General features: G+C 61.8%; 17 protein-coding genes. 14 read left to right on the forward strand and 3 right to left on the reverse strand.

Features of this window, described 5'->3' with window-relative positions; translation table 11 throughout:
* Nucleotides 1-222: 222 nt before the first annotated feature.
* The 8 genes from GO707_RS09740 (at nt 223) to GO707_RS09775 (ending at nt 10341) form a co-directional block, all read left to right on the forward strand.
* Complete coding sequence (locus GO707_RS09740) at nt 223-903, forward strand: hypothetical protein (RefSeq protein WP_157012920.1); 681 nt, start codon at nt 223-225, stop codon at nt 901-903.
* A complete protein-coding gene (locus tag GO707_RS09745) occupies nt 903-3761 on the forward strand; it encodes a molybdopterin-containing oxidoreductase family protein (protein WP_157012921.1) in 2859 nt (952 codons plus the stop codon). Before GO707_RS09740 ends, GO707_RS09745 begins: the two co-directional genes overlap by 1 nt.
* The gene (locus GO707_RS09750; RefSeq protein ID WP_157012922.1) at nt 3754-4344 is read left to right on the forward strand and encodes a 4Fe-4S dicluster domain-containing protein; all 591 of its coding nucleotides are present in this window, start codon (nt 3754-3756) and stop codon (nt 4342-4344) included. The genes GO707_RS09745 and GO707_RS09750 overlap by 8 nt, the downstream gene beginning before the upstream one ends.
* Complete coding sequence (locus GO707_RS09755; RefSeq protein WP_157012923.1) at nt 4345-5205, forward strand: dimethyl sulfoxide reductase anchor subunit family protein; 861 nt, start codon at nt 4345-4347, stop codon at nt 5203-5205.
* Nucleotides 5206-5268: 63 nt separating this feature from the next.
* Nucleotides 5269-6192: a molecular chaperone TorD family protein gene (locus tag GO707_RS09760; protein WP_157012924.1), complete on the forward strand. Its 924-nt coding sequence runs from the start codon at nt 5269-5271 to the stop codon at nt 6190-6192.
* 128 nt (nt 6193-6320) lie between these two features.
* Complete coding sequence (locus tag GO707_RS09765; protein WP_157012925.1) at nt 6321-7652, forward strand: uracil-xanthine permease family protein; 1332 nt, start codon at nt 6321-6323, stop codon at nt 7650-7652.
* A gap of 96 nt (nt 7653-7748) precedes the next feature.
* Nucleotides 7749-9095, forward strand: coding sequence for a uracil-xanthine permease family protein (locus GO707_RS09770; protein ID WP_157012926.1), 1347 nt, complete (start codon nt 7749-7751; stop codon nt 9093-9095).
* A gap of 16 nt (nt 9096-9111) precedes the next feature.
* A complete protein-coding gene (locus tag GO707_RS09775; protein ID WP_198161074.1) occupies nt 9112-10341 on the forward strand; it encodes an MFS transporter in 1230 nt (409 codons plus the stop codon).
* A gap of 52 nt (nt 10342-10393) precedes the next feature.
* Here GO707_RS09775 and GO707_RS09780 read toward each other — a convergent pair whose 3' ends face one another.
* The gene (locus GO707_RS09780) at nt 10394-10816 is read right to left on the reverse strand and encodes a hypothetical protein (RefSeq protein ID WP_157012928.1); all 423 of its coding nucleotides are present in this window, start codon (nt 10814-10816) and stop codon (nt 10394-10396) included.
* Nucleotides 10809-11441, reverse strand: a complete 633-nt coding sequence (locus tag GO707_RS09785; protein WP_114540341.1) for a DUF3990 domain-containing protein — start codon at nt 11439-11441, stop codon at nt 10809-10811. Before GO707_RS09785 ends, GO707_RS09780 begins: the two co-directional genes overlap by 8 nt.
* A 213-nt stretch (nt 11442-11654) precedes the next feature.
* On the opposite strand from GO707_RS09785, the gene GO707_RS09790 reads away from it, so the two are divergent.
* The 3 genes from GO707_RS09790 (at nt 11655) to GO707_RS09800 (ending at nt 15284) form a co-directional block, all read left to right on the forward strand.
* Complete coding sequence (locus GO707_RS09790) at nt 11655-13139, forward strand: ATP-binding protein (RefSeq protein WP_157012929.1); 1485 nt, start codon at nt 11655-11657, stop codon at nt 13137-13139.
* Nucleotides 13136-13843 carry a response regulator transcription factor gene (locus tag GO707_RS09795; protein ID WP_157012930.1) on the forward strand — a complete coding sequence of 236 codons (708 nt, stop codon included), beginning with the start codon at nt 13136-13138 and terminating at the stop codon, nt 13841-13843. The genes GO707_RS09790 and GO707_RS09795 overlap by 4 nt, the downstream gene beginning before the upstream one ends.
* Before the next feature lie 133 nt (nt 13844-13976).
* Nucleotides 13977-15284, forward strand: a complete 1308-nt coding sequence (locus GO707_RS09800; protein WP_198161075.1) for an ammonia-forming cytochrome c nitrite reductase subunit c552 — start codon at nt 13977-13979, stop codon at nt 15282-15284.
* Between the two features lie 103 nt (nt 15285-15387).
* On the opposite strand, the gene GO707_RS09805 is transcribed toward GO707_RS09800, so the two are convergent.
* On the reverse strand, nt 15388-16713 hold the full coding sequence (locus tag GO707_RS09805) for an ATP-binding protein (protein ID WP_335878782.1): 1326 nt from the start codon (nt 16711-16713) through the stop codon (nt 15388-15390).
* Nucleotides 16714-17045: 332 nt separating this feature from the next.
* On the opposite strand from GO707_RS09805, the gene GO707_RS09810 reads away from it, so the two are divergent.
* The 3 genes from GO707_RS09810 to GO707_RS09820 all read left to right on the forward strand — a co-directional run bounded on the left by GO707_RS09810 (nt 17046) and on the right by GO707_RS09820 (nt 20025).
* The gene (locus GO707_RS09810; protein ID WP_227070785.1) at nt 17046-17978 is read left to right on the forward strand and encodes a branched-chain amino acid transaminase; all 933 of its coding nucleotides are present in this window, start codon (nt 17046-17048) and stop codon (nt 17976-17978) included.
* Nucleotides 17978-18268 carry a YerC/YecD family TrpR-related protein gene (locus GO707_RS09815; RefSeq protein ID WP_157012933.1) on the forward strand — a complete coding sequence of 97 codons (291 nt, stop codon included), beginning with the start codon at nt 17978-17980 and terminating at the stop codon, nt 18266-18268. The genes GO707_RS09810 and GO707_RS09815 overlap by 1 nt, the downstream gene beginning before the upstream one ends.
* Before the next feature lie 917 nt (nt 18269-19185).
* Nucleotides 19186-20025, forward strand: a complete 840-nt coding sequence (locus tag GO707_RS09820) for a hypothetical protein (protein WP_157012934.1) — start codon at nt 19186-19188, stop codon at nt 20023-20025.
* Nucleotides 20026-20177 lie beyond the last annotated feature (152 nt).

Here is a 20177-nt window from a genome sequence, read left to right on the forward strand (position 1 = left end):
GCTTCGCTCGTCCCATTATAGAAAGCGCTATTTTGGGCCGCAACAATTTAGCTTTCGAATTACAAAGCCTTGAACTGGCATTTCTTAAAAATCAACGTTTTGATGGATGGGCCGTTGCGCTCAAAATCAACCACTTCAACGATGGTTCCCCCCTTGGCCGCGCTGGTAGGCTCGGGCCATCAATTATATGCGGGAAACTCAACAAGGAAGGAGAGACGCATCATGGCAGACTCGATTTGCCCGAGCACCGCCGCCCCTGGGGACCAGCCCGACGGGGCCGCCGTGGCGCGCGTCGAGAAGGCGTTGCATCGCCGCGGCGCCTTCACGGAGATTATGGGCAAAGTCCTGGACTTCTGCCGCCAGCGCCGGCTTCTGGCAGAGGTGGAGGACGAAATCGCAAGTTACCCGGAATTCAAGTATGTCGATCAGAGCCAAGCCGCTATCGCCTTCATGCTCGTCGAGGCCGGCGGCCTTGCGCGCATCGATTTGGATCGGGATGGCAACCCCGTGGATCCGGCTCGTCTGGCATCTCTGGATGAGGACGCAGCAGACGAACTCGTGCAGTTCTGCGCTCTGGAGACGACACCGGCCGGGGTCCAGGTTGCCCAAGCCCATCGTCCTGAGGTGCGCTTGGAAGAGCTGTTCGCCCGCACGCCGGAGCGCAACGACGCCTACCGTGCCATTCTGCGCGCGGCCAGCGAGCCCAAAACCTTTGCGGAAATAGAGGCGCTGCTCGGCAAGCAGCTCTCCCTGCCCTCGTTTAACGGGAAGTCCGGGCTGCCTCTGTACCCCAGCGCGTTGGTGGCGCACCTGGAGAAGGCCGGCGGCTTGGTGTGGGACGAGGCCTGGAGTACCACCCCGGCCGGAGCGAGCTTCGCGACCTCAAACGAAAGGAGCAAGTAATGGCGGCACGGAAGTCGAGCTACGGAAAGCTCGCCCACATGGCGCAGAAGGTGCAGGGCATCGACTGGGCCTCGGACGCCTCTCTCGTGGAGGCTGACGAGCAGTTTGCCCGCTCGGCCCCGCTGCGCGAGCGCCATCACAGCTGCTGCCATGGCTGCTACAACTGCTGTCCTTTGTGGGTGTACACCGAAGACGGCGTGGTGGTGAAGATCGAGGGCGACTACGACGGCACCCTGACCCAGGGCTGCCTGTGCACCAAGGCCCTCAACCAGCAGCATCTGGTGTACAGCCCGCGCCATGTACTGCATCCCATGAGGCGCGTAGGATCCCGCGGCGGCAACGACTGGGAAATCGTGTCGTGGGATGAGGCCTACGATATCGTGGGCGAGCAGATGGCCTTGGCTACGAGGAAGTACGGCCCCTATTCCATCATGGTGGGCGCTGGCGGTGGCGGCACCTACGGTAACGTGTTCCAGCGCGTCACCCAAGATGCCATTGGCGCTCCGGTGTGCATTTCCGGCGGTGGCTGCCAGTGCTATCTGCCCGCCGACTGCGCGGGCCAGTGGATGCGTGGTGGCTCCAACAACCGCCACGAGGGCAACAACGCCCGCGAGATGTGGAACGCCTGGCAGCCGGCCATGGAGTGCGTGGTGCTGTGGGGCGCCCAAACGAGCGCTTCCGGCGCAGCCTATGCCGCTCGCGCCAACGCCGAAATGCGAGAGCGCGGCATAAAGACCATTGTCATCGACCCCTACTATACCGAAGAAGCGGCCAAGGCCGACATCTGGCTGCCCATTCGTCCCATGGGCGACATCGCCATGCTTTTAGGCTGGTTCAACTACATTATCGCGAACAAGCTCTACGACGAGCAGTTCTGCAAGTACTGGACCAACTACCCCTTCCTCGTGGATCCCGACACGCGCCTGCCCTTGAAGGCGGAAGAGGTGTGGCCCGACTACGTGAACCCCTCGGCCGACCCCAACGATGTGTACGACACGCCGGCCTACGTGTGCTTCGATGCTCGCACCAACAGCGTGCAGCCCTTCCCCTACACCGCCCCGGAGGACTCTCCGGTCGACCCGGTGGTATTCTGCGAAGCCGAGGTGAACGGGCGTCTGTGCAAGAGCGCCGGTCAAATCCAGTGGGAGGCCTGCGAGGACTTCACCTTGGAGAAAACCGCTGAGCTCACCTGGGTCGATGCCGACACTATCGAGCGTGCGATCAAGCTGTACGCCACCACGCTCTCGGGTATCGGCACTGGCCAGTTCGCCGATATGAGCGAGCTGTCCTCGAACTTCATCTTCGGTACTATGGCCCTGGACATGCTGTGCGGCAAGGTGAACAAGCCGGGCGTGGTGCTCACCGAGCAGAAGCCCGAATCGCGCCACACCGCGCGTCCCACCCACTTCTGGTGCAACCGTCCCTATCAGGAGACCTTCGGCATCGGTTGGACGGTGGGCCTGACCGAGGGCGAGAACCTTCGCCGTTCCCAAGCAGCTGTGGAGCGCTGGAATGCGAAGGGTGTCGATGGCAAGGCCAAGCAGCAGGCTTTTGTGGACTACCAGCTGGCTCGCTTGGGATCGCTGGAGCACAAGGCCGTGCACCAGTGGCAGCTGAACGCCTTGGCGCCGGTGCGCGAGGCGTTGCTGACCGGCGAGCCCTACAAGATCTCGGTGCGCTGGGAGCAGTCCGGCAACAAGTACTGCGTCATGAGCAACGGCGAGCAGTGGAACGAGGCTTACGCCAACATCGACTTCTGCGTGCACCAGCAGCCCCACATGACTTCCACTACCATTGAGGACGCCGACCTGTTCCTGCCCATGCAGGAGTGGTTGGAATTCGAGCACGCCACCGAGACGACCACCCAGTTCAACCAGACTTTCATGCGCAAGCAAATCGTGCATATGGGCGAAACGGAGGATCCGTTCATCTGCGTGACGCGTATCGTCGACAGCTTGTGCGAGAAACTGGGCGGCGATGACGCGGTGCTCTGCCGCGACTTCCAATTCAACGGTACCTATCGCACCAAGGAGGACATCTATCCGGCTTGGGCCGAGATGTTCGGCGTGAAAAGCTGGCCCGAGGCCGTGAAGCACTCCGAGGATCACACGCTCACGGTGCCTATTGACGAGCTGTACCAGTTCTATCAGCACTTGGATATCGTGGACGATGGGCTGCCTGCCGGATTCGCCACGCTGTCTCGCAAATGCGAGCCCTATGTGACCATGGCGGTGCTGAACGGCCGCACCGGTTTTCCCTATCACTTCCCCTACACCCAGGTGGCCGCCGACGGCACGTGGCCGGAGTACGATGCCGTGTGCACCTACAAGGAGCAGAGCGAGAACATGCTCCAGGACGATCCGGATTTCCCCTTCTACCTCACGACGGGGCGCGTGGCCCACTACCACCACACGACGCTGCGCACCGCTCCCTACAGCCGCGAGCTCATTCCCGTCCCCGATATGCGCATCAACCCCCGCGATGCCGCGGACCTCGGTGTGGCCCACGGCGATTGGGTGGAGCTGTCGAGCCGTCGCGGTGCCACGCGCGGCCGCGCCTACCTCACCGAGGGCGTGCGTCCCGGCGTGGTGATGATGGAGCGTTTCTACTTCCCCGAAAGCTACGACCATTCCACCAAGACCATGAGCGGCGGCTGGCGCCAGTGCAACGTGAACCTCATGGCCCGCGATGATGTGGTCAACGACAACTTCGCCTCCGCTTCCTGGCGCGGTTACCGCGTCAACGTGAGGAAAGCCGAGGCTCCCGAGGGCCTGTGGACCGAGCCGGAGCAGTTCCAGCCCCTCATGCCCAGCCGCACCTTCGAGTCCCGTACCGAGGAAGGGGCCTGCCATGCCTAGGAAGTGCCTTGTCATCAACATCGACCGGTGCACCGGTTGCGACAGCTGCATCGTGAGCTGCAAATTCGAGAATCACCTGCCCTTGGGCACCTTCTACAACCGTGTCATGCAGGTAGGACCTACGGGCACCTACCCGAACATCGAACGTTACAACCTGCCCGTGCAGTGCCAGCAGTGCACCCATGCGCGCTGCGTGGAGGTGTGCCCCACGGGCGCTTCTTATCGCGACAGCGAATCGGGCATTGTGCTGGTGAACGAGGCGAAGTGCATCGGCTGCCAGTACTGTCTGTACGCTTGTCCCTACGGTGTGCGCAGCTTCAGCGAGGAGGACGGCGTGGCCCGCAAGTGCACGCTGTGCCAGCATCTGACCGCCGATGGCAAGGCCGATCCGGCCTGCGTGCACAATTGCCCCGGCGGCGCCCGGTTCTACGGCGATCTGGACGACCCGGATTCGGCTGTTTCCCGGGAACTGGCCAAGTACGACGATGAGTGCATTCACACGCTGGGCGCTCCCGAAGGCGAAGAGCCCCTGACCCGCTATATCCTCTCGCCTTCGACGGCTCATTGGAAGGAGCTGGTGTAAATGGCACCGAAAATTCAGTGGCCCCTCGTTCTGTTCTCAATGCTCGCGGGGTGCGGCGGATGCTGCTTCGCTTTCGCGGGTGTGGCCGGCGCTCTCGGCGAGTCGACGACGGTCACGCTCTGGGCGACGGGCATCTCGTTGGTGCTCGTTGTGGTGGGCGCCGTCTGCTCCATGATGCATCTGGCCACGCCGCGTCACGCTTTTGCGGCTGTGACCCATCTGCTGTCCTTCTCGGGCATTTCCGTGGAGCTGATCATGCTCGGTGTGGTATCGGCGCTCATGGCGGCCTATGGCGCTGCGTGCCTGTGGTTCGACAACGAGCTGGTGCGCCTCGTGCTCGGCATGGCTGGCGCGCTGGCCGGCGTCGTGCTGGCCTTTGTAACGGGCCATGGCTACCTCATCTCATCAAAGCCCACCTGGAATACGAAGAAGCTGCCTTTGGCCTATACGGGCACGGCGCTTGTGGCCGGCGGGTTTCTCTACGCGGCGGTGTCGGTGGCGACAGGGGGCGTCTGGGCTATGGAGTTGCCCGTGAAGCTGCTGCTGGCCGCCTGCGCTGTCTTCTCGGCAGTGACGGTGGCCGCGTACCTGGGGCATTTGGGGATGCAGACGGCGAAGAAGAACCCGACGCTGTTCTGGGTCGGCATCGTGGTCTGCGGCCTGGTGGTGCCTCTGGCCTGCGCGGCGATCCTGCTCGCTCCTCTGCCTTCGATGGCTTTCGTCGCGGTGGCGGCCGTCGGTTTCGCTGCCGCCATGGCGGGGGGTCTCAGCCTGCGCATGCTCATGTGGATCGTCGGTGCGGGATTCCTCTTCTTTTTCGAGGACGCCCAAGCAAATCGCAGCGCCATTCTCAACTGCTAGCTATTTTCGGCGGGCCTGTCCGCGAGGACCGTGCCCGCCCTGTCAAAGAAAGGTGGGGAAACCATGATGACCCCCGACGAGTTCTCCCTGGTGCAGGCGAACCGTGCGAAGTTGTACCGCCTTTTCGGCCGTCTTTTCAGGGCGCCGCTCTCCCAAGATGACATTGAGGCGCTTGCAGCGGCCCAGATCGGCTCCCTGAAGAGCGAGGACGCCGCGTTCGATCACGGCATGCACGTCATGGAGCGTTATCTGGAGAAGCGCCACACGGGCACGCGCGCCTTCTTGGGACGCGATTTCACGGCGGCGTTTCTGGGTATGCGCGATGAAGCCGGCCGTTACGCCCTGCCCTACGAGAGCGCCTTTGTGGACGCAACGCAGCATTACATGGGCACAGCGCGGGGCAAGGTGTACAACATCTACAAGAAGCAGGCGCTCAAGCTGGCGGAAGGCATCGATCTTCCCGAGGATCACCTGGCCTTTATGTGCGAGTTCATGGCGACGTTGGCCGATCGTGCCGTTGAGGCGCGCGCCGCGTCCGATATGACGGCCCTGCGTGAGAATCTCCTGCTTTCCCAGGCGTTCCTCAAGCACCATATCCTGAATTGGTACCCGGAGTTCTCCGCTCTGGCGGCGCGCTTGGTGGACGAGCGGTTCTACCGCGGGCTTCTGGAGGCGGCCGGTGCCTTCTTCGCCCTGGATGCCAAGGTGCTTCGCGATCTGGTGAAAGATGAGAAGGCAAAGGACCGCTCGTTCGATCTTGCCCGCTGGGAACTGGCCAATGCCGTCCCTGTCGACAAAGAGGGCGTCTATCCGCAGCTTAATCGTCATCGTTGCCTGCGCGTGAAGGGCATGACCTGCGACCGGTGCACGGCTGTGTGCCCCGAAGCGGTAGATCCGGTGGCGAATAGGAAGCATGAGCCCCAGAACGCTTGCACCGCCTGCGGTGCCTGCGTGGCGGTGTGCCCCGAGAAGGCGCTGTCTCTTTAGGATCCTGGTGTCTTTGCCGGGGCGTCCGTGAATCGATCCGCGCCGGCACCATCGTTGGCATTCGGGTTCGTCAAATGGTTGAAGCGCCGTGCAGGAAAGCACGGCGGGAAAGAAAAGGAGGTTTCGTTATGAGACAAGACGGAGGTTACGCCATTGGGGATAAGGTCCCCATGGGGAAGGCCATTGTGTACTCGTTGCAGCACCTGATGGCCTTCGTGGGCGGTGGCGCTATTGTGCCCGCCATGATCATGGGACTCAATCCGGCGCTGGCGGTGTTCTGCACCGGCCTTGGCACCATCATCTATCTTATTTGCACGCGCAACAAGGTGCCGAGCTACTTCGGCGTGTCGTTCAGCTTCATCACGCCCATGGCCGTGGTGACGGCCGTCGATGGCATTTCGGGCGCGCTCTGCGGTATTGTGGCCGTCGGTGTGGCGCTCTGCGTGGTGGCGGGCATTGTGAAGCTTACCGGCACCGGCTGGATTGACAAGGTGCTGCCGCCGGTAGTGACCGGCTGCATCATCGTGGTCATCGGCGTGGGCCTGTCGGCCACGGCGGTCAACTCCGTGATGTTCGACGGCGGTGCGTCGGAGACCTTCGACACGATGGGCTGCATTGTCGGATTCATCACGTTCCTCGCGGCCGTGGCGGCATCTTCCTGGGGTCGCGGCTTCCTTAAGATGGTGCCCGTGCTCATCGGCATCGTGGTAGGTTATATCGTGGCCATTCCCCTGGGTATGGTGGACTTTACCGCTATCAACGAGGCGGCTTGGATCGGCCTTCCCGAAGTGACGCTGCCCACGTTTAGCGTGAATGCCCTGCTCGTTATCGCTCCCATTGCGTTGGTGCTCGTAGTCGAGCATATCGGCCACCTGATGACGGTGACCAATCTTTCCGGCGAGGACTGCAACAAGTACCTCTCCTCTTCGCTGCTCGGCAACGGCCTTGGCACGGTGGCTTCCGGCTTCCTGGGCGGCCCGGCTTTGACCTCCATCGCCGAGAACATCGGCGTTATGGGTCTGTCGAAGTGCTATTCCACCCGTATCTTCTGGTGGACGGCCGCTTTCGCCATGATCATCGGCGGTTTTTGCCCGAAGCTGGCCATGCTGTTCTACTCCATTCCCAACTGCGTGCTGGGCGGCGTGTCGTTCCTGCTGTTCGGACTCATCTCCGGCAACGGTCTGTCGCTGCTTGTGGATGCCAAAGTGGATTTCAATGAGAATCGCAATCTCATGATCGCTGCCGCCTCGCTCATCGTGGGCATCGGCATGATGACCACCGGCGTGTCCATCCCCCTGGGTTCCTTCAATGTTCCCGGCCTGCTGCTGGCTGCGGTGCTGGCTGTGATCCTGAACCTCGTCTTGCCCAAGGAGTCTCAGGGCGAGAAGCCGGTGACGGCGACGACGGCGGCCGAGGGCGCCGGTAAGGTCCAGGTCTACGACGAGTTGGTCGAGCCCTAAGGCGCTGTGGTTTCCCATCCGTTCAAGCAAGGGGTCGCGGTGCCGAGAGAGTTGTGCGCTCGCTCGGCACCGCGCCGTTGACAAGGGGTGTCCATCATGGGCAAGAGAGTGGTAGATGTCGAGGAAAGGCTTCCCTGGTACCAGGCGCTGCCTCTGGGCCTACAGCATTTCCTCTCAATGTTCGGAGCAACGGTGCTCGTGCCCATGCTCATGGGATTTTCGCCGTCGGTATCTGTGATGTGCTCGGGTATCGGAACGGCGTTGTACCTCGTGGCAACGAAGGGGAAAATTCCGAGCTACCTGGGACCTTCCTTCAGTTTCGTGGGGCCAGTGGTTATTGCGAGCGCTACGGCGGGAGTGGCCGGGGTCGGCTCGGCCATTGTGGGGGCCGGCCTGGTGTTCGTCGTGTGCGCTCTGGTGGTGCGCAAGACGGGAACGCGCTGGATCGATCGGCTCATTCCCACGGTGGTCATGGCCGAGATCATCTTCGTTATTGGCTGCGGCCTGGCTACTACGGCGGTTTCGGAGGCGCTCACCGTGCCCGAGGGCGAGACGCTGTGGCAGACGCTCGTTGTGGCGGGGGTGGCCTTCTTCGTGGTCGTGCTGTGCACGTGCTTCGGGAAGCGGGTGCTGAATACCATCCCCGTGTTGGTCGGGGCCGCAGTGGCCTATGGCCTTTCATGTGCTTTCGGTATGGTGGACTTCACCCCTGTGGCTGAGGCGGCTTGGATCGGCTTGCCCGAGTTCACGTTGCCCGTCGTCGATGTGACGGCCATTGTGCTGGTGAGCCCTATCGCGATTATCGTGGTGATCGAGCATATCGGGCATCTGTTTGTCATCGGCGAGATGACCCACAGGAATTACAATCCCATTCTGTGGCGCTCGCTTTTGGGGGACGGCCTGGCCACCACTGTCGCCGGCCTTCTGGGGGCACCCCCGGCGACGACCTTCGCTGAGAACATCGGCGTGCTCAACGTGACGCGCGTCTATTCGACCCAAGTGTTCTGGTATGCTGCTGTCGCAGCGTTCATCGTCGGCGGATTCTGCCCCAAGTTGGGAGCGTTGGTGGGCACTATTCCCGATCCGGTTATCGGCGGGGTGTCCATCGTGATATTCGGGCTGATTGCCTGCAATGCCCTGAAGATGCTTGTAGAGCACGCCGTCGACATGACCGACTCCCGCAATCTCATCATTTTCGGCGGTCCGGCTATCGCGGCTATCGGCATGCAGTCGATGGGCGTGAGCATTCCCGTCGGTGAGTACTCCGTGCCGGGGCTGGCCGTGGCGGCGCTGCTGGGCATTGTGCTGAACCTCGTGCTACCGGGCCGTTCCGCCGATGCGGGGGCCGAAAAGGTTCCCCCTGTACCGCGGGAAAGCTATGATGATCTGGCCCGCGATTTCGAGCGGGCCGAGAACGGATCGAACGAGAAGGGGCAGGCGTGAGGCGGTTGGTTCTTTCATGAGCGCGCGAAATGCCGCGGGTCGTCTCATAGGTTTTTTTGCGGGCGGTTTTATCGCCGGCTTTAACGAGAACCTGGTGAACATGGCGCTTGTTGCCATCATGGGCGAGTTTTCCGTGGATGCCATGACGGCGCAGTGGCTTGTGACGGGGTTCATGGTAGTCACGGTGTTCGTTGTGGCGGCCATGGCGGCCCTGTATCGACGGCTCGGCCCGCGGACGTTACTGTTCGTCGCTCTGGCGTGCAACGCGCTCGGATCGATGGGCGGTCTGGTGGCCCCTACCTTTGCGGTGCTGTTTGCGTCGCGGCTCGTGCAGGCCGTGGGCACGGGCATTTTCATCCCCCTTATGATGAACGCCATATTGGAAACGGTGGCATCGGAGAAATTGGGCACCTATCTCGCCGTGGGCAACGGCATGATCGCCTTGGGCCCCGCCGTGGCGCCTGTGGCCACTGGTGCCCTCGTCGGTGCCTTTGGCTGGCATAGCGTGTTCGTGGTTCCCCTGGTGGCTTCGGCGCTTATAGGCCTGTGGGGCCTTGTCGCCGTCAGGCCCTCGAGACGCGGCGACGTCCAAGGGAACTTCGTCTCTCTTCGCGGGGTGCTGCTCAACCGCGGTTTTGTCGCCGCGGCCCTGCTCGTGGTGCTCACCATGAGCATTTACTTTTCCCTTAACGTCATGGGCCCGCTGTATCTGGAAGAATGCGCCCACCTCGGCCCGGCCCTCTCGGGGCTGTGCCTGGGCCCGCTCGTGGTGGCCTATGCTGTCGCGTCGCTTGCCGGCGGTCGCCGTCTCGACCGCCGAGGTCCCGCCCCCTTGCTTTCTCGAGGCTTGGCCGTGGCGGCTGCTGGATCGGTGCTGATGGCCGTAGCCGCCTGGATGGCAAGCGAGATCACACTGCTGGCGGGGATGTTGGTGGTGTTTGTCGGCTGCGGCACGGTGTGCGCCAATTTCCAGACTACAGGGCTGCGGTGCCTGGCGCTGAACCAGCACTCCCTGGGCGTCACCATAATGACGATGGCCGTCCAAATTGCTGCTTCTATCGGACCGTTTGTCTCGGTGGGCACAATGTCGGGCATCCAAGGTGCGGTGGGGGAGGCTCAAAGCGCCCTTGGCTATGGAGGCGCCTGGCTGCTCGCCGCTCTCGTCTGCGTCCTGGGCTCGCTTCTCGCCTGCTGGGCCTGTCGACAGCTGTGGAAGTGGAGGCGCAACAATGCTGATGCGGGGTAAGGCTAACGTCGGCGTTCGTCGGAAGCCGGCATGACGGACTCTCTCAAAGCCGTTACGGGCGCTGCGCCGCCAGCTCTTTCAGGTTCTCGATGGCCAGTTCGGGATCGAGCACGTGCATGCCGAGGTAGGCGCCGCCCATGGTGTCGGCATCGGCGGCGGCGTAGATGGCGCGACTCGTCTCGCCGGTGAGATAGTGCCACAAACGGTACAGGTAGCCGGTCCAGTACATGGGTTCCCGGCCCCAGGAAGCTCCGGCACGGGGCAGGCCGCCCACTTCGTCGTCAAGCTCTTCCAACAGGTATTCCTCCCCGGCCCACTGCAGGAAGTCGAAGACCCCATCCATACGTCGCGCCACGTCGCTGTTCATGAAGGCCTCGATGAAGGTGGGGCAATCGTAGCCGCGCGCGCGGGCCAGTTCGAAGAGACGTCCCTGGATGTCGCACAGTTGTCGTTGGTCTAATCGCAGGTCAGCCAAGGGGAACACCGGCTTCCAGTATCTCGTCGAAGAAGTGTCCCTCGCGGCGGTGCTCGCGACAGATGCGCTCAGCCAAAGCCACTCCCTCGGCCCGGTTCGCCTCGCTCGTGGCAATCAGCTCGGTCCGCTCGTCCTCGCTGAGGCTACGCTCATCCACGATGCGAACGGCATCGCATGCGGCTTGGGTGAGCGCCACTACTTGGTTGCCCAGCTGCAGCGCGGAAAGACTTTTTATAAGGGCGACATCAGTGATGTCCCCGTTGAAGAAGCGGTCGAGGACGACGAACATGCGGTCGTTGGCAATGGGCCCAATGGCAACATCTGCACCCTCAAGCACGGCGGCTGTCTCTGCATAGAGGGCGGTGCCGCGGGCCTGCTCCATCTTGCCGCGATGATAGGCGACGACGAGGGCCCAGGTTGCGTCAGCGGAAAGCTCGCGCACATCGAGGCCGTCGAGATCAAGTTCCACGGTGTAAAAGCGCGCATCGGGGAAGTCGCAGATAAGGGTGAGCGGCTGCAGGGGTTCGGTGCCCAGGTAGAAACCCCGTCCGAAATCACATCGATCCCGGCTAAGAGGCGCAATGGGGCCGTCAATACCGTGGCGTGAGCCATGATAGAGAAGCATGGGGCCTCCTTTGTGACGAATGACCGTGCAGCTCGTACCGATAGTATAGCGGAACAGAGGGCGGGCGGGTTGCCCACAGCTGCCGCGTTGCACCCTCCCGCAATAAAAGGACAATATTTCCCCCACCCGTTTTTGCGGTATCCTGAAAGCTGAACATGACGTGGGCGCATAAGGCCCGCGGCAGCGAGGGCGGCGAAGGCGAAGGAGGCGGTTGTGGTGAAGCGACCTCGGTATTCCTGGTGGCTCACGGCTGCCCTGGTGGCAGTGCTGTTCGCCGTCGTGGGCGTGTGGTCGCTGTGGAGTGCCGCCGACCAGCGGGAGGCCAGCGAGGCGAAGGTGCTCGGCGAGGCGCGGCTGCTCGCCCAACAGATGAGTGCCGCCTGGGACTACATCGACTCGTCCCAGGACGCCATCAACTACAACGCCGACGGCCGCTATGACTTCAAGGGCGTCTACTGCTCCGTGGCGGGCAAATCCATCGCCCGCAACTTCACCCAGAGCACCGACTGCGTGGTGCGCTACACTCGCGAGAACCCGCGCACCGGCCCCGACGCTCCCGATGAGTTCGAGGCGGCGGCGCTTGCGGCCTTTCGCGACGGGGCCGAGGAGTACTACGCCGTCACCACCATGGATGGCGCCTCCACCTTCCGCTACTGCAAGGCCATCCCCGTCAAGCACGGCTGCCTCACCTGCCATGGCGAGCCTGCCGGCGAGTTGGACGAGACCGGCTTTCCCCGCGAGGGCTACCAGCTGGGCGATTTGGCCGGCGCTGTGAGCCTGGCCATTCCCATGGAGCTCTACGAGACCGAGGCGGCCGAGCGCACGGCCGCCAACGTGGGCCTGTTCGTGGTGCTCGCCGCGGTCATTGTGCTGTGCGCTGTCACTGTGAACGTGGTGCTTTCGCGCCAGGGCCGCCAAATTCAGGCCATGAACGGGAAGTTGGAAGAGACCAACGAGTACCTGGCCCGCGTGAACGAGGCGCTGCGCCGCGAAAGCGAGTACAAGTCCACCTTCCTCGCCACCATGAGCCACGAGCTGCGCACGCCTCTGGCCTCCACCATCGCGCTCGTTGACGTATGGGAGCGCGATGCCGCCGACGCGAGCGAGGCCGACCGAGCGCTCATGGGGGAGATTCGCCGCCACAGCGCCTCGCTGCTCGGCACCATCAACAACACCCTGGATGCCGCGAGCCTAGAGGCCGGACGCTACCGGGTGGACATCGCGCCGCTCGATGTGCTCGACGTGGTGAACGCCGTGGAGGCGACGGTGGCGCCCTTGGCCGCCGAGAAGGGCGTGGCCTTCACCGCGGACATCGACCCGCGCTTCCCCTTGGTGCTCACCGACCCGTCCATCCTACACAAGATACTGATGAACCTGCTGTCCAACGCCGTGAAGTTCACGGGCGAAGGCGGCTCGGTGCGCCTGACCGTGGCGCTCACGGCCGCCCGCGATGGCCTGCTCATCGAGGTGGCCGACACCGGTATTGGCATTCCCGAGGACGAGCTCGCCACCATTTTCGAACGCTTCCGCCAGGCGGACTCGTCCATCTCGCGGCGCTACGGCGGCAGCGGCTTGGGACTTGCGCTCGTGAAGGAGATGGCCGAACTGCTCGGCGGCCGCGCCACCGTGCAGAGCGAAGTGGGCGTCGGCAGCGTGTTCCGCGCGAGCATTCCTTGCCAGGTAATGGAGGAGTTATGACCGTGAAAGTGCTGATGGTGGATGACGACGCCAGCATGCGGCGTCTCGTGCAGACGGTCTGCGAAGAGGCCGGCTGGGATTGCCGCACCGCTGCGGGCGGCGAGGAGGCCTGCGCGTTGTTCCAGCGGGAATGGCCTGACGTGGTGGTGCTCGACGTGATGATGCCGAAAGTGGACGGCTTCGAGGTGTGCCGCCGCATCCGGGAAGTGGACGAGAACGTGCCCGTGCTATTCCTGTCGGCCCGCGATGGCATTATCGACAAGCGCATCGGGTTCTCCTTCGGGGGTGACGACTACCTGGTAAAGCCCTTCAACGAGGAGGAGCTGGTCATGCGCATCGAGGCCCTGGTGCGCCGCAGCCGCCGCAGCCGGCGGGATGGAGAAGCCGCCGCGCCGGAGCGCCCGGAACGGTTCGCCCTCGGCCCCTTCACCTTCGACGAGGTGCGCCACGAGGTACTGAAGGGCGGCGAGCCGGTGGTGCTCACACCCAAGGAGTTCCAGCTGCTGCACCATCTGGCGAGCCATCCCGGCGCCGTCATGGGCAAAGACGAGCTCATCGAGGAGCTATGGGGCGAGGAGTACCTGGACGGCGCCATCTCCATCGCCGTCTACGTGCGGAAAATTCGCGAGAAGATCGAGGAGAACCCCGCCAAGCCCGCCTACCTGAAGACCGTCTGGGGCGTGGGATACTCCTTCGAGGCGTGAGGGCACCCCGCAATACTTTCGCAATAAAACGGCAAAGCGCTCTTTATGGCATCGCCGGCGCCCTCTTTCTATGATTCAGGGTAAGAAGGCGAGGCCTGCGAGGAGGGCCCGCACCTATGGAAGGAGAGGAATCATGGAGAAGAGAAGGATTGCGGCCGGCTTCGGCGTCGCAGCCGCCATGACGCTCATCGCTGGCGTCATGTTCGCCTGTGCCCCGCAGGGCACAACTTCTGTCCCTGCGGCCGATACGGGCTCGAGTGCGCCCGAGGGCCTTACCGTTGATGAGAAAGACGGAATCAGGCACGTGGTCAACAACGACATCGCGGCGCAATACCCGGAGATTTGGGCGTCCATCGACCACACGGAGCAGGGCCGCAGCCATGCCTATATCGAAGAGTACATGTCGTGGGAAAACGACGGTACGGGAGATCACAACGTGCTGTGCATCGCGTGCAAATCCAACCTCTTCAACGATGCGTACGATGAACTTGGCGATGATTTGTTCAAGACCGATGCAGAGGGCAACCATCCTCGCATGAGCGATTTGAGTCCCGAATTGCAGGAGAAGGCTCAGGACATGTGGACGTGCGAGACGTGCCATGAAGGCGGTTCGGACGGCCCCGTTTCTTCGCAGATCGTCTATTTCAACGAGTTGGGCGCGGACTTGAAGGCGAAGGTCTCCGACAATGTTGCGGCGTGCGGGCAGTGCCACAACGTGCTCGCGGCAATCAAAGATGTGGAAGGCTTGGATATAAAGAACACGAATCCATATAAGTACGGCATTACGCCCGACGGATTCCTCCAGTTCACTTCTGAGATCGGCGGAACCAAACTCGAGGACGAAGCGACCGGTATCGTCCTCTACCGCGCCAACCATCCGACCGTTGAGATGTACAGCGGCAGCCAGCATGAGGCCATGGGGCTCGACTGCTCAGATTGCCATATGGTCTCCATGACTTCTGAGGACGGGAAGCCATACACGAGTCACAATGCGTCGGGAGTGATCTCGGAGAATAATCTTGCCCTTGAGAAATGTCTCGATTGCCATGAGACTCAAAACGGGGTAAAGACGCCCAAGGACATGCTTTACTTCCTGCGTGCGAAGCAAACCGAACTGGCGAACAAGCAGGGCGTGGTGCAGACCAAGCTGAACAATCTTTACGATCAGATTCTCTCAGCAGTGAATTCGGGCTCTGCAAACAAAGACGTGCTCGATGGGGCGCGAGAGGCCTACAGTCGCGCCACCACCTATATCGAGTGGGGCGCGCAATCGTTCATCACTACGTTTGCCAATAAGAACCTTACCACGAATCCGCTTGCGGGCTCTGATGGACAAGGACGTACAGCGGCTCACAATTTCGATGGATCGATGGATTATCTGGCCCGAGCCGAGGCCATGATCGATGACGCGTTGGAATCGCTCAGCGCACAGCAAGCCTAAGCAAGTTTCTCACTTTGTGAAAGTACTGACGTTGGGAAGGCGGACTCGATTGGGGCCCGCCTTCCCCTTATTGCGAGAGCCTGTATAGGTGTGCGGATTGATTCTAGATCGCACCCTTCCGCATCTGTGCGAACCACTCGGGCAGCAGCCCTGCTGCGTATAGGGGCAGGTTCACTACCCAGTCCTGCTCTTTGAAGGGCGACAGCGACAGGCGCAGGCCCCGGCCGAGGTGGTTACGCTCCACGAACAAGCGAAGGCTCTTCGCCTTCAGGTTCGTGGTGGCCTTCGCCTCGACGGCCACGATGGAGCGGCCGTAATCGTACACGAAATCGACCTCGCCGGAGGAGTTCTCGGCCGACCAGTAGTAAGGAACCACCTTGCCTGTGGCAACGAGCTCCTGGCACACGTAGTTTTCCGTGAGGGCCCCCTTGAACTCGGAAAACAGCTCATGGCCGTCAACGAGAACCGAGGCATCGAGACGGCTTGCCGCGCCGAGGAGTCCCACGTCGAGCAGGTATATCTTGAAAGCGTCTCGATCCTCGTAGGCGGAGAGGGGCAGTCCCGGCTTCGTGATGCGGTTGACGCGCAGAAGCAGTCCTGCGTCCACGAGCCACTGGATGGCCTCTTCGTAGCCGCGTGCGCGGGCGCCCGTGCGCACAGCTGAGTAGACGAACTTCTTGTTCTCGCGGGCGAGCTGTCCGGGAGCCGAGTTCCACACGAGCCGTATTTTCTCGGCGAGGGCAGCGTCGGCGTATTTGGAAAAGTCGTGCTCGTAGTCGAAGAGCAGCCGATTCTGCTGCTTTCGCGTTTCGCTGAAGCTGCCCGTATCCAAAAACGTTTGAACCACTTCTGGCATGCCGCCGACGAAGTAGTAATTGCGCAGCTGCTCTATGTAACGCTCCGAAAGGGAATCGGCCAACGCGAGATCTCCTCGTCGCAGGGTATCCAGCATGAGATTGTTGCCGGTTGCGAGGAGAAATTCGCCAAAGGACAAGGGGTAGATGAGCAGGTGGTCGACTTTCCCGACAGGGAAGGAGACGCCCCGGTGAAGGGCGACGCCCAAAAGCGACCCGGCAGCGACGAGGGCGGTTTCAGGGCTGCGCTCGGCGAACGATTTGAGGGAGGTAAGGGCCCGAGGGCATTCTTGAATCTCGTCGAACACTACGAGAGTGTTCGGGTCTTTGGCGTTAACGCCGGTGTACAAGGTGACGGCGTCGAGCAGCCTCGCCGGAGCTAACTCACCTTCGAACTGACGCGCCATGGCCTCATCTTCGAGGAAGTTCACGTAAGCCACTGCGGCGAAGTGGGTCTGCCCGAACTCCCTGATGAGCCACGTCTTGCCCACCTGTCGTGCTCCCTGCACGAGCAGCGGTCGTCGGCGAGGGGAGTTCTTCCAGGCAATGAGGTCTTTTATGGCGAATCGCTCCACGGCAAGCTCCTTTCTGCCAACGCCAGTCATCGGTTCGAATGCCATGATAATATGTTTCAGAGCAATATTCCATCTGAAAAGTGGCACGGATACCAATTATTCCGACGTAAAAGTGGCACGGATACCAATTATTCCGACGTAAAAGTGGCACGGATGCCAATTATTCCGACGTAAAAGTGGCATGCTGCGGCTTCGAACTCGCTTTGGCCCTGAGGGGACGACTCTGGTTTTGCCGCCTTCGTGGAACTGCTCTTTCGCTTTAGCGTGTTGGAGTACAATGGCCCTTGCTCGCGTTGCGCACGCGACGAGGGCTTTTCTAGTCTGAGAAAGGGATGGTTCCATTGTCCGACATCACCGAGGTCGATTACATCTGGAAGAACGGCGAGCTGGTGCCGTGGGCGGAGGCGACGACCCATGTGCTGTCGCATTCGCTGCACTACGGCTCCGGCGTGTTCGAGGGCATTCGCTGCTACAAGGTGCCCGACGAGGACAAATCCTACGTGTTCCGCCTGCGCGACCATATGGAACGGCTGCATCGCAGCTGCAAGATTGCCCAGATCGAGTTGCCCTACAGCGTCGACGAGCTGATGGACGCCACGTTGGAGGTCATCCGTGCCAACAGGCTTCCGGCCTGCTATATCCGCCCATTGGTATACCGCGGCTACGGCGTCATGGGGGTAGACCCGACCGGGGCGCCCGTGGACGTCGTCATCGCCGTGTGGCCCTGGGACGCCTACCTGGGCGCCGACGCGCTGGAAAACGGCGTGGCCGTGGGCATCTCCTCGTGGCGTCAGCGCTCGAACAACGCCATTCCGCCGGCGGTGAAGGCCACGGCCTCCTATATGAATTCCATCCTCGCGAAGATGGAGGCAAAGGCCCACGGCTATGCCGAGGCCATCATGCTGAACGAGGCCGGGCTCGTCTGCGAGGGCACGGGCGAGAACTTGTTCATCGTGCGCAACGGCGTGCTTTCCACGCCGCCGCTTTCCGACGGACTTCTCGAGGGCATCACCCGCGACACGGTGCTGTGCCTGGCTGACGATTTGGAGATCCCCGCCGTTGAGGAAAGCCTCACCCGCAGCGATCTCTACATTGCCGACGAGGTGTTCATGACCGGCTCGGCTGCCGAGCTCACGCCCGTGGGATCCGTGGACGGCCGCGTCATCGGCAAGCCCGGCGAAATCACGCGCGCGCTGCAGGACCGTTTCTTCGACCTGGTCTACGGGCGTATCGACGAATACGCTGACTGGCTCACGGAGGTCTAATGGCTGAGATTCGCACCTCCGACGTCGACGATCTGCTGAGCGTGCTGGCCGCCCTCGACGATCCCGACGCTATATTCGCCCTTCTGGAAGACTTGTTCACGGTGCGCGAGATTCGCGAGACGTCCCAACGGTTAGGCGTGGCGCGACTTCTGGCGGCGGGGAAGTCCTATGCGGCCATCGAGGCGGAGACCGGCGCCTCGGCCACGACTATCGCCCGGGTTTCCAAGTGCCTCAGCTACGGCGCCGGCGGCTACGAGCAAGCGCTCAAAATTCTGGATGCGCGCCCGTAGCGGCTGTGCGGAGACGGGCGCTCGGTAAGGGTGATCCGACGCGCGCCGTTCGGCGACGATAGCGAAAGGGGTGTCATCTGGGCACCCCTTTTCTCACGCGCATGAATTCGGGAGAGGCTTTGCGTGCCAAAAAGAAGAGGCGGCTTGGGGAGCCGCCTCATTGCAGGGGTTCGAGAACGGATCGGGGAAATCTCGTTCTCGGGAAGCAGGCTTGTTGAGGGGTGCCCGCTTCCAAAAGAGAGAAGAAGGAAAGGAAAGGGGAAAGGAGAAGATTTATCAGCTCTTTTCCGTTTCGCTGGTCTGCAGTATAGGGGAAGGACGGCTTTTGGGGGAGCCCTTTGGTGCTGCAGTTACCATCGCGTAAATAAGCGTGCACGGTTCCGTTAAACAAAGAAGGTGCGGTCGGGGTGCCCAGTGAATCTGGGTGCTGCCCGCGGATCCGGCCGCGGATCTGGACCGACGAGTTATGGAGAAAGTGTAAACCTAGGTTAACTCACTTGTGCTAACGGATCAGTTAACCTATTATAACTTTTGTCCGCAGGGCCGAGGGAACGAAGCCCTGCAACACCTCCTCTCTTCTTGTTTTACTGGGTGGCGAAGCTTCTCCTCGTCTCGCTGTCGCCACAACACGAAGCCCGCGGATCCCCCCTCCCGCGGGCCTTCGTGTTTTCTGGGCCGCAACCCCCTGTTTTGCCATGGATCTGAAGCGAAGCGTTCAAGGGGCGGTCACTTCGGTTGATGCTCTGTGAACTATGACCTTCCGCATCTTGATTTCCTGGCGTTGACGTGGGAATTTCAGCTGAAACAAAGCAGTGGCGCAGAGACTACGAAAGGGCGCTGCGCTCTAAATTAGTACACGAGCGGGGTAATCATTTACTTGCATGGTTTGCGTAAAAAGAACCTTCAAGGGAATGGTGATGACGATGAAACTGAAGTACATGGGCTGGGTGGCGCTCTCCGGTCTGTTCGCGGTAAGCCTTGTGGGGTGCGCGGCCCAAACTAGTCAGACGGCACCGGCCGGATCGGAGCAGGCGGTGGTGCAGACTGAAGAGACCCAGGGCCCGGCTGCGGGGCAGGCCGCCGTCGATGAGCAAGCCGACGCCGAGGCCGATGCCGCCACGGCCGAGCAGGAGGCCGCGAACCCCGCCGAGTTGCAAATCGTCGATTCCGGCTGGTTCGCTGCCGACAACGGCATGGTCGATTTTGCCGTGAAGGTGCAGAACCCCAACAAAACCGTAGAGGCTATCGATCCGGTCATCGAGGTCGTGGGCAAGGACGATAGCGGCAACGTCATCTTCGACGAGACGATTGAAACTCCGGGTGTGTTGCCCGATTCCACTTACTATTATTCCTACGTGGCGGGGTCGACCGCTGATTCCTCGGCAAACTCGACCGAGGTGGTGAAGCCGGCGACCGTTGAGTTCTCCATCACGACGCCCGAGGGTTCGTGGGAGGCCACGGACCAGAAGCTGGCTGATGTGTACGCTGTGCAGGACGGGGGCGCGACCGATACTCAGTTCGGCGCCAAGGAGTTCACAGGCACGGTGACGGCGTCCGAGTCGCTGGATGGCGCCACGCAGTCGCGCGTCGACGTGGTGCTGCTTGATCAAGACGGGAAGATTGAGGGCGGTTACTTCAAGATTGTCGACACCGAGCCTGGTCAGGCGGCCGACTACGACATCTACGCCGTGGGTGCTCCTCAGTACGCGAGCTATGCCGTGTACGCCAGCCCGTGGCCCGAGGAGGACGCGGCATAGAAGCTGAGTGGTTTGCTTTGGATTAGACAGAGGGCAGAAAGAAAATAAACCGAGTTCTGACTTTTCAATTTCTCGAGTCACATTAGAGTGAGCGCCAAGGACGGCCCATTGTGCCAGGCTGTCCTTGGCGTTTCAGGTTGAATTCCCAAAAA

This window comes from Adlercreutzia rubneri, assembly GCF_009755265.1.
GTDB classification, from domain to species: Bacteria; Actinomycetota; Coriobacteriia; order Coriobacteriales; family Eggerthellaceae; genus Adlercreutzia; species Adlercreutzia rubneri.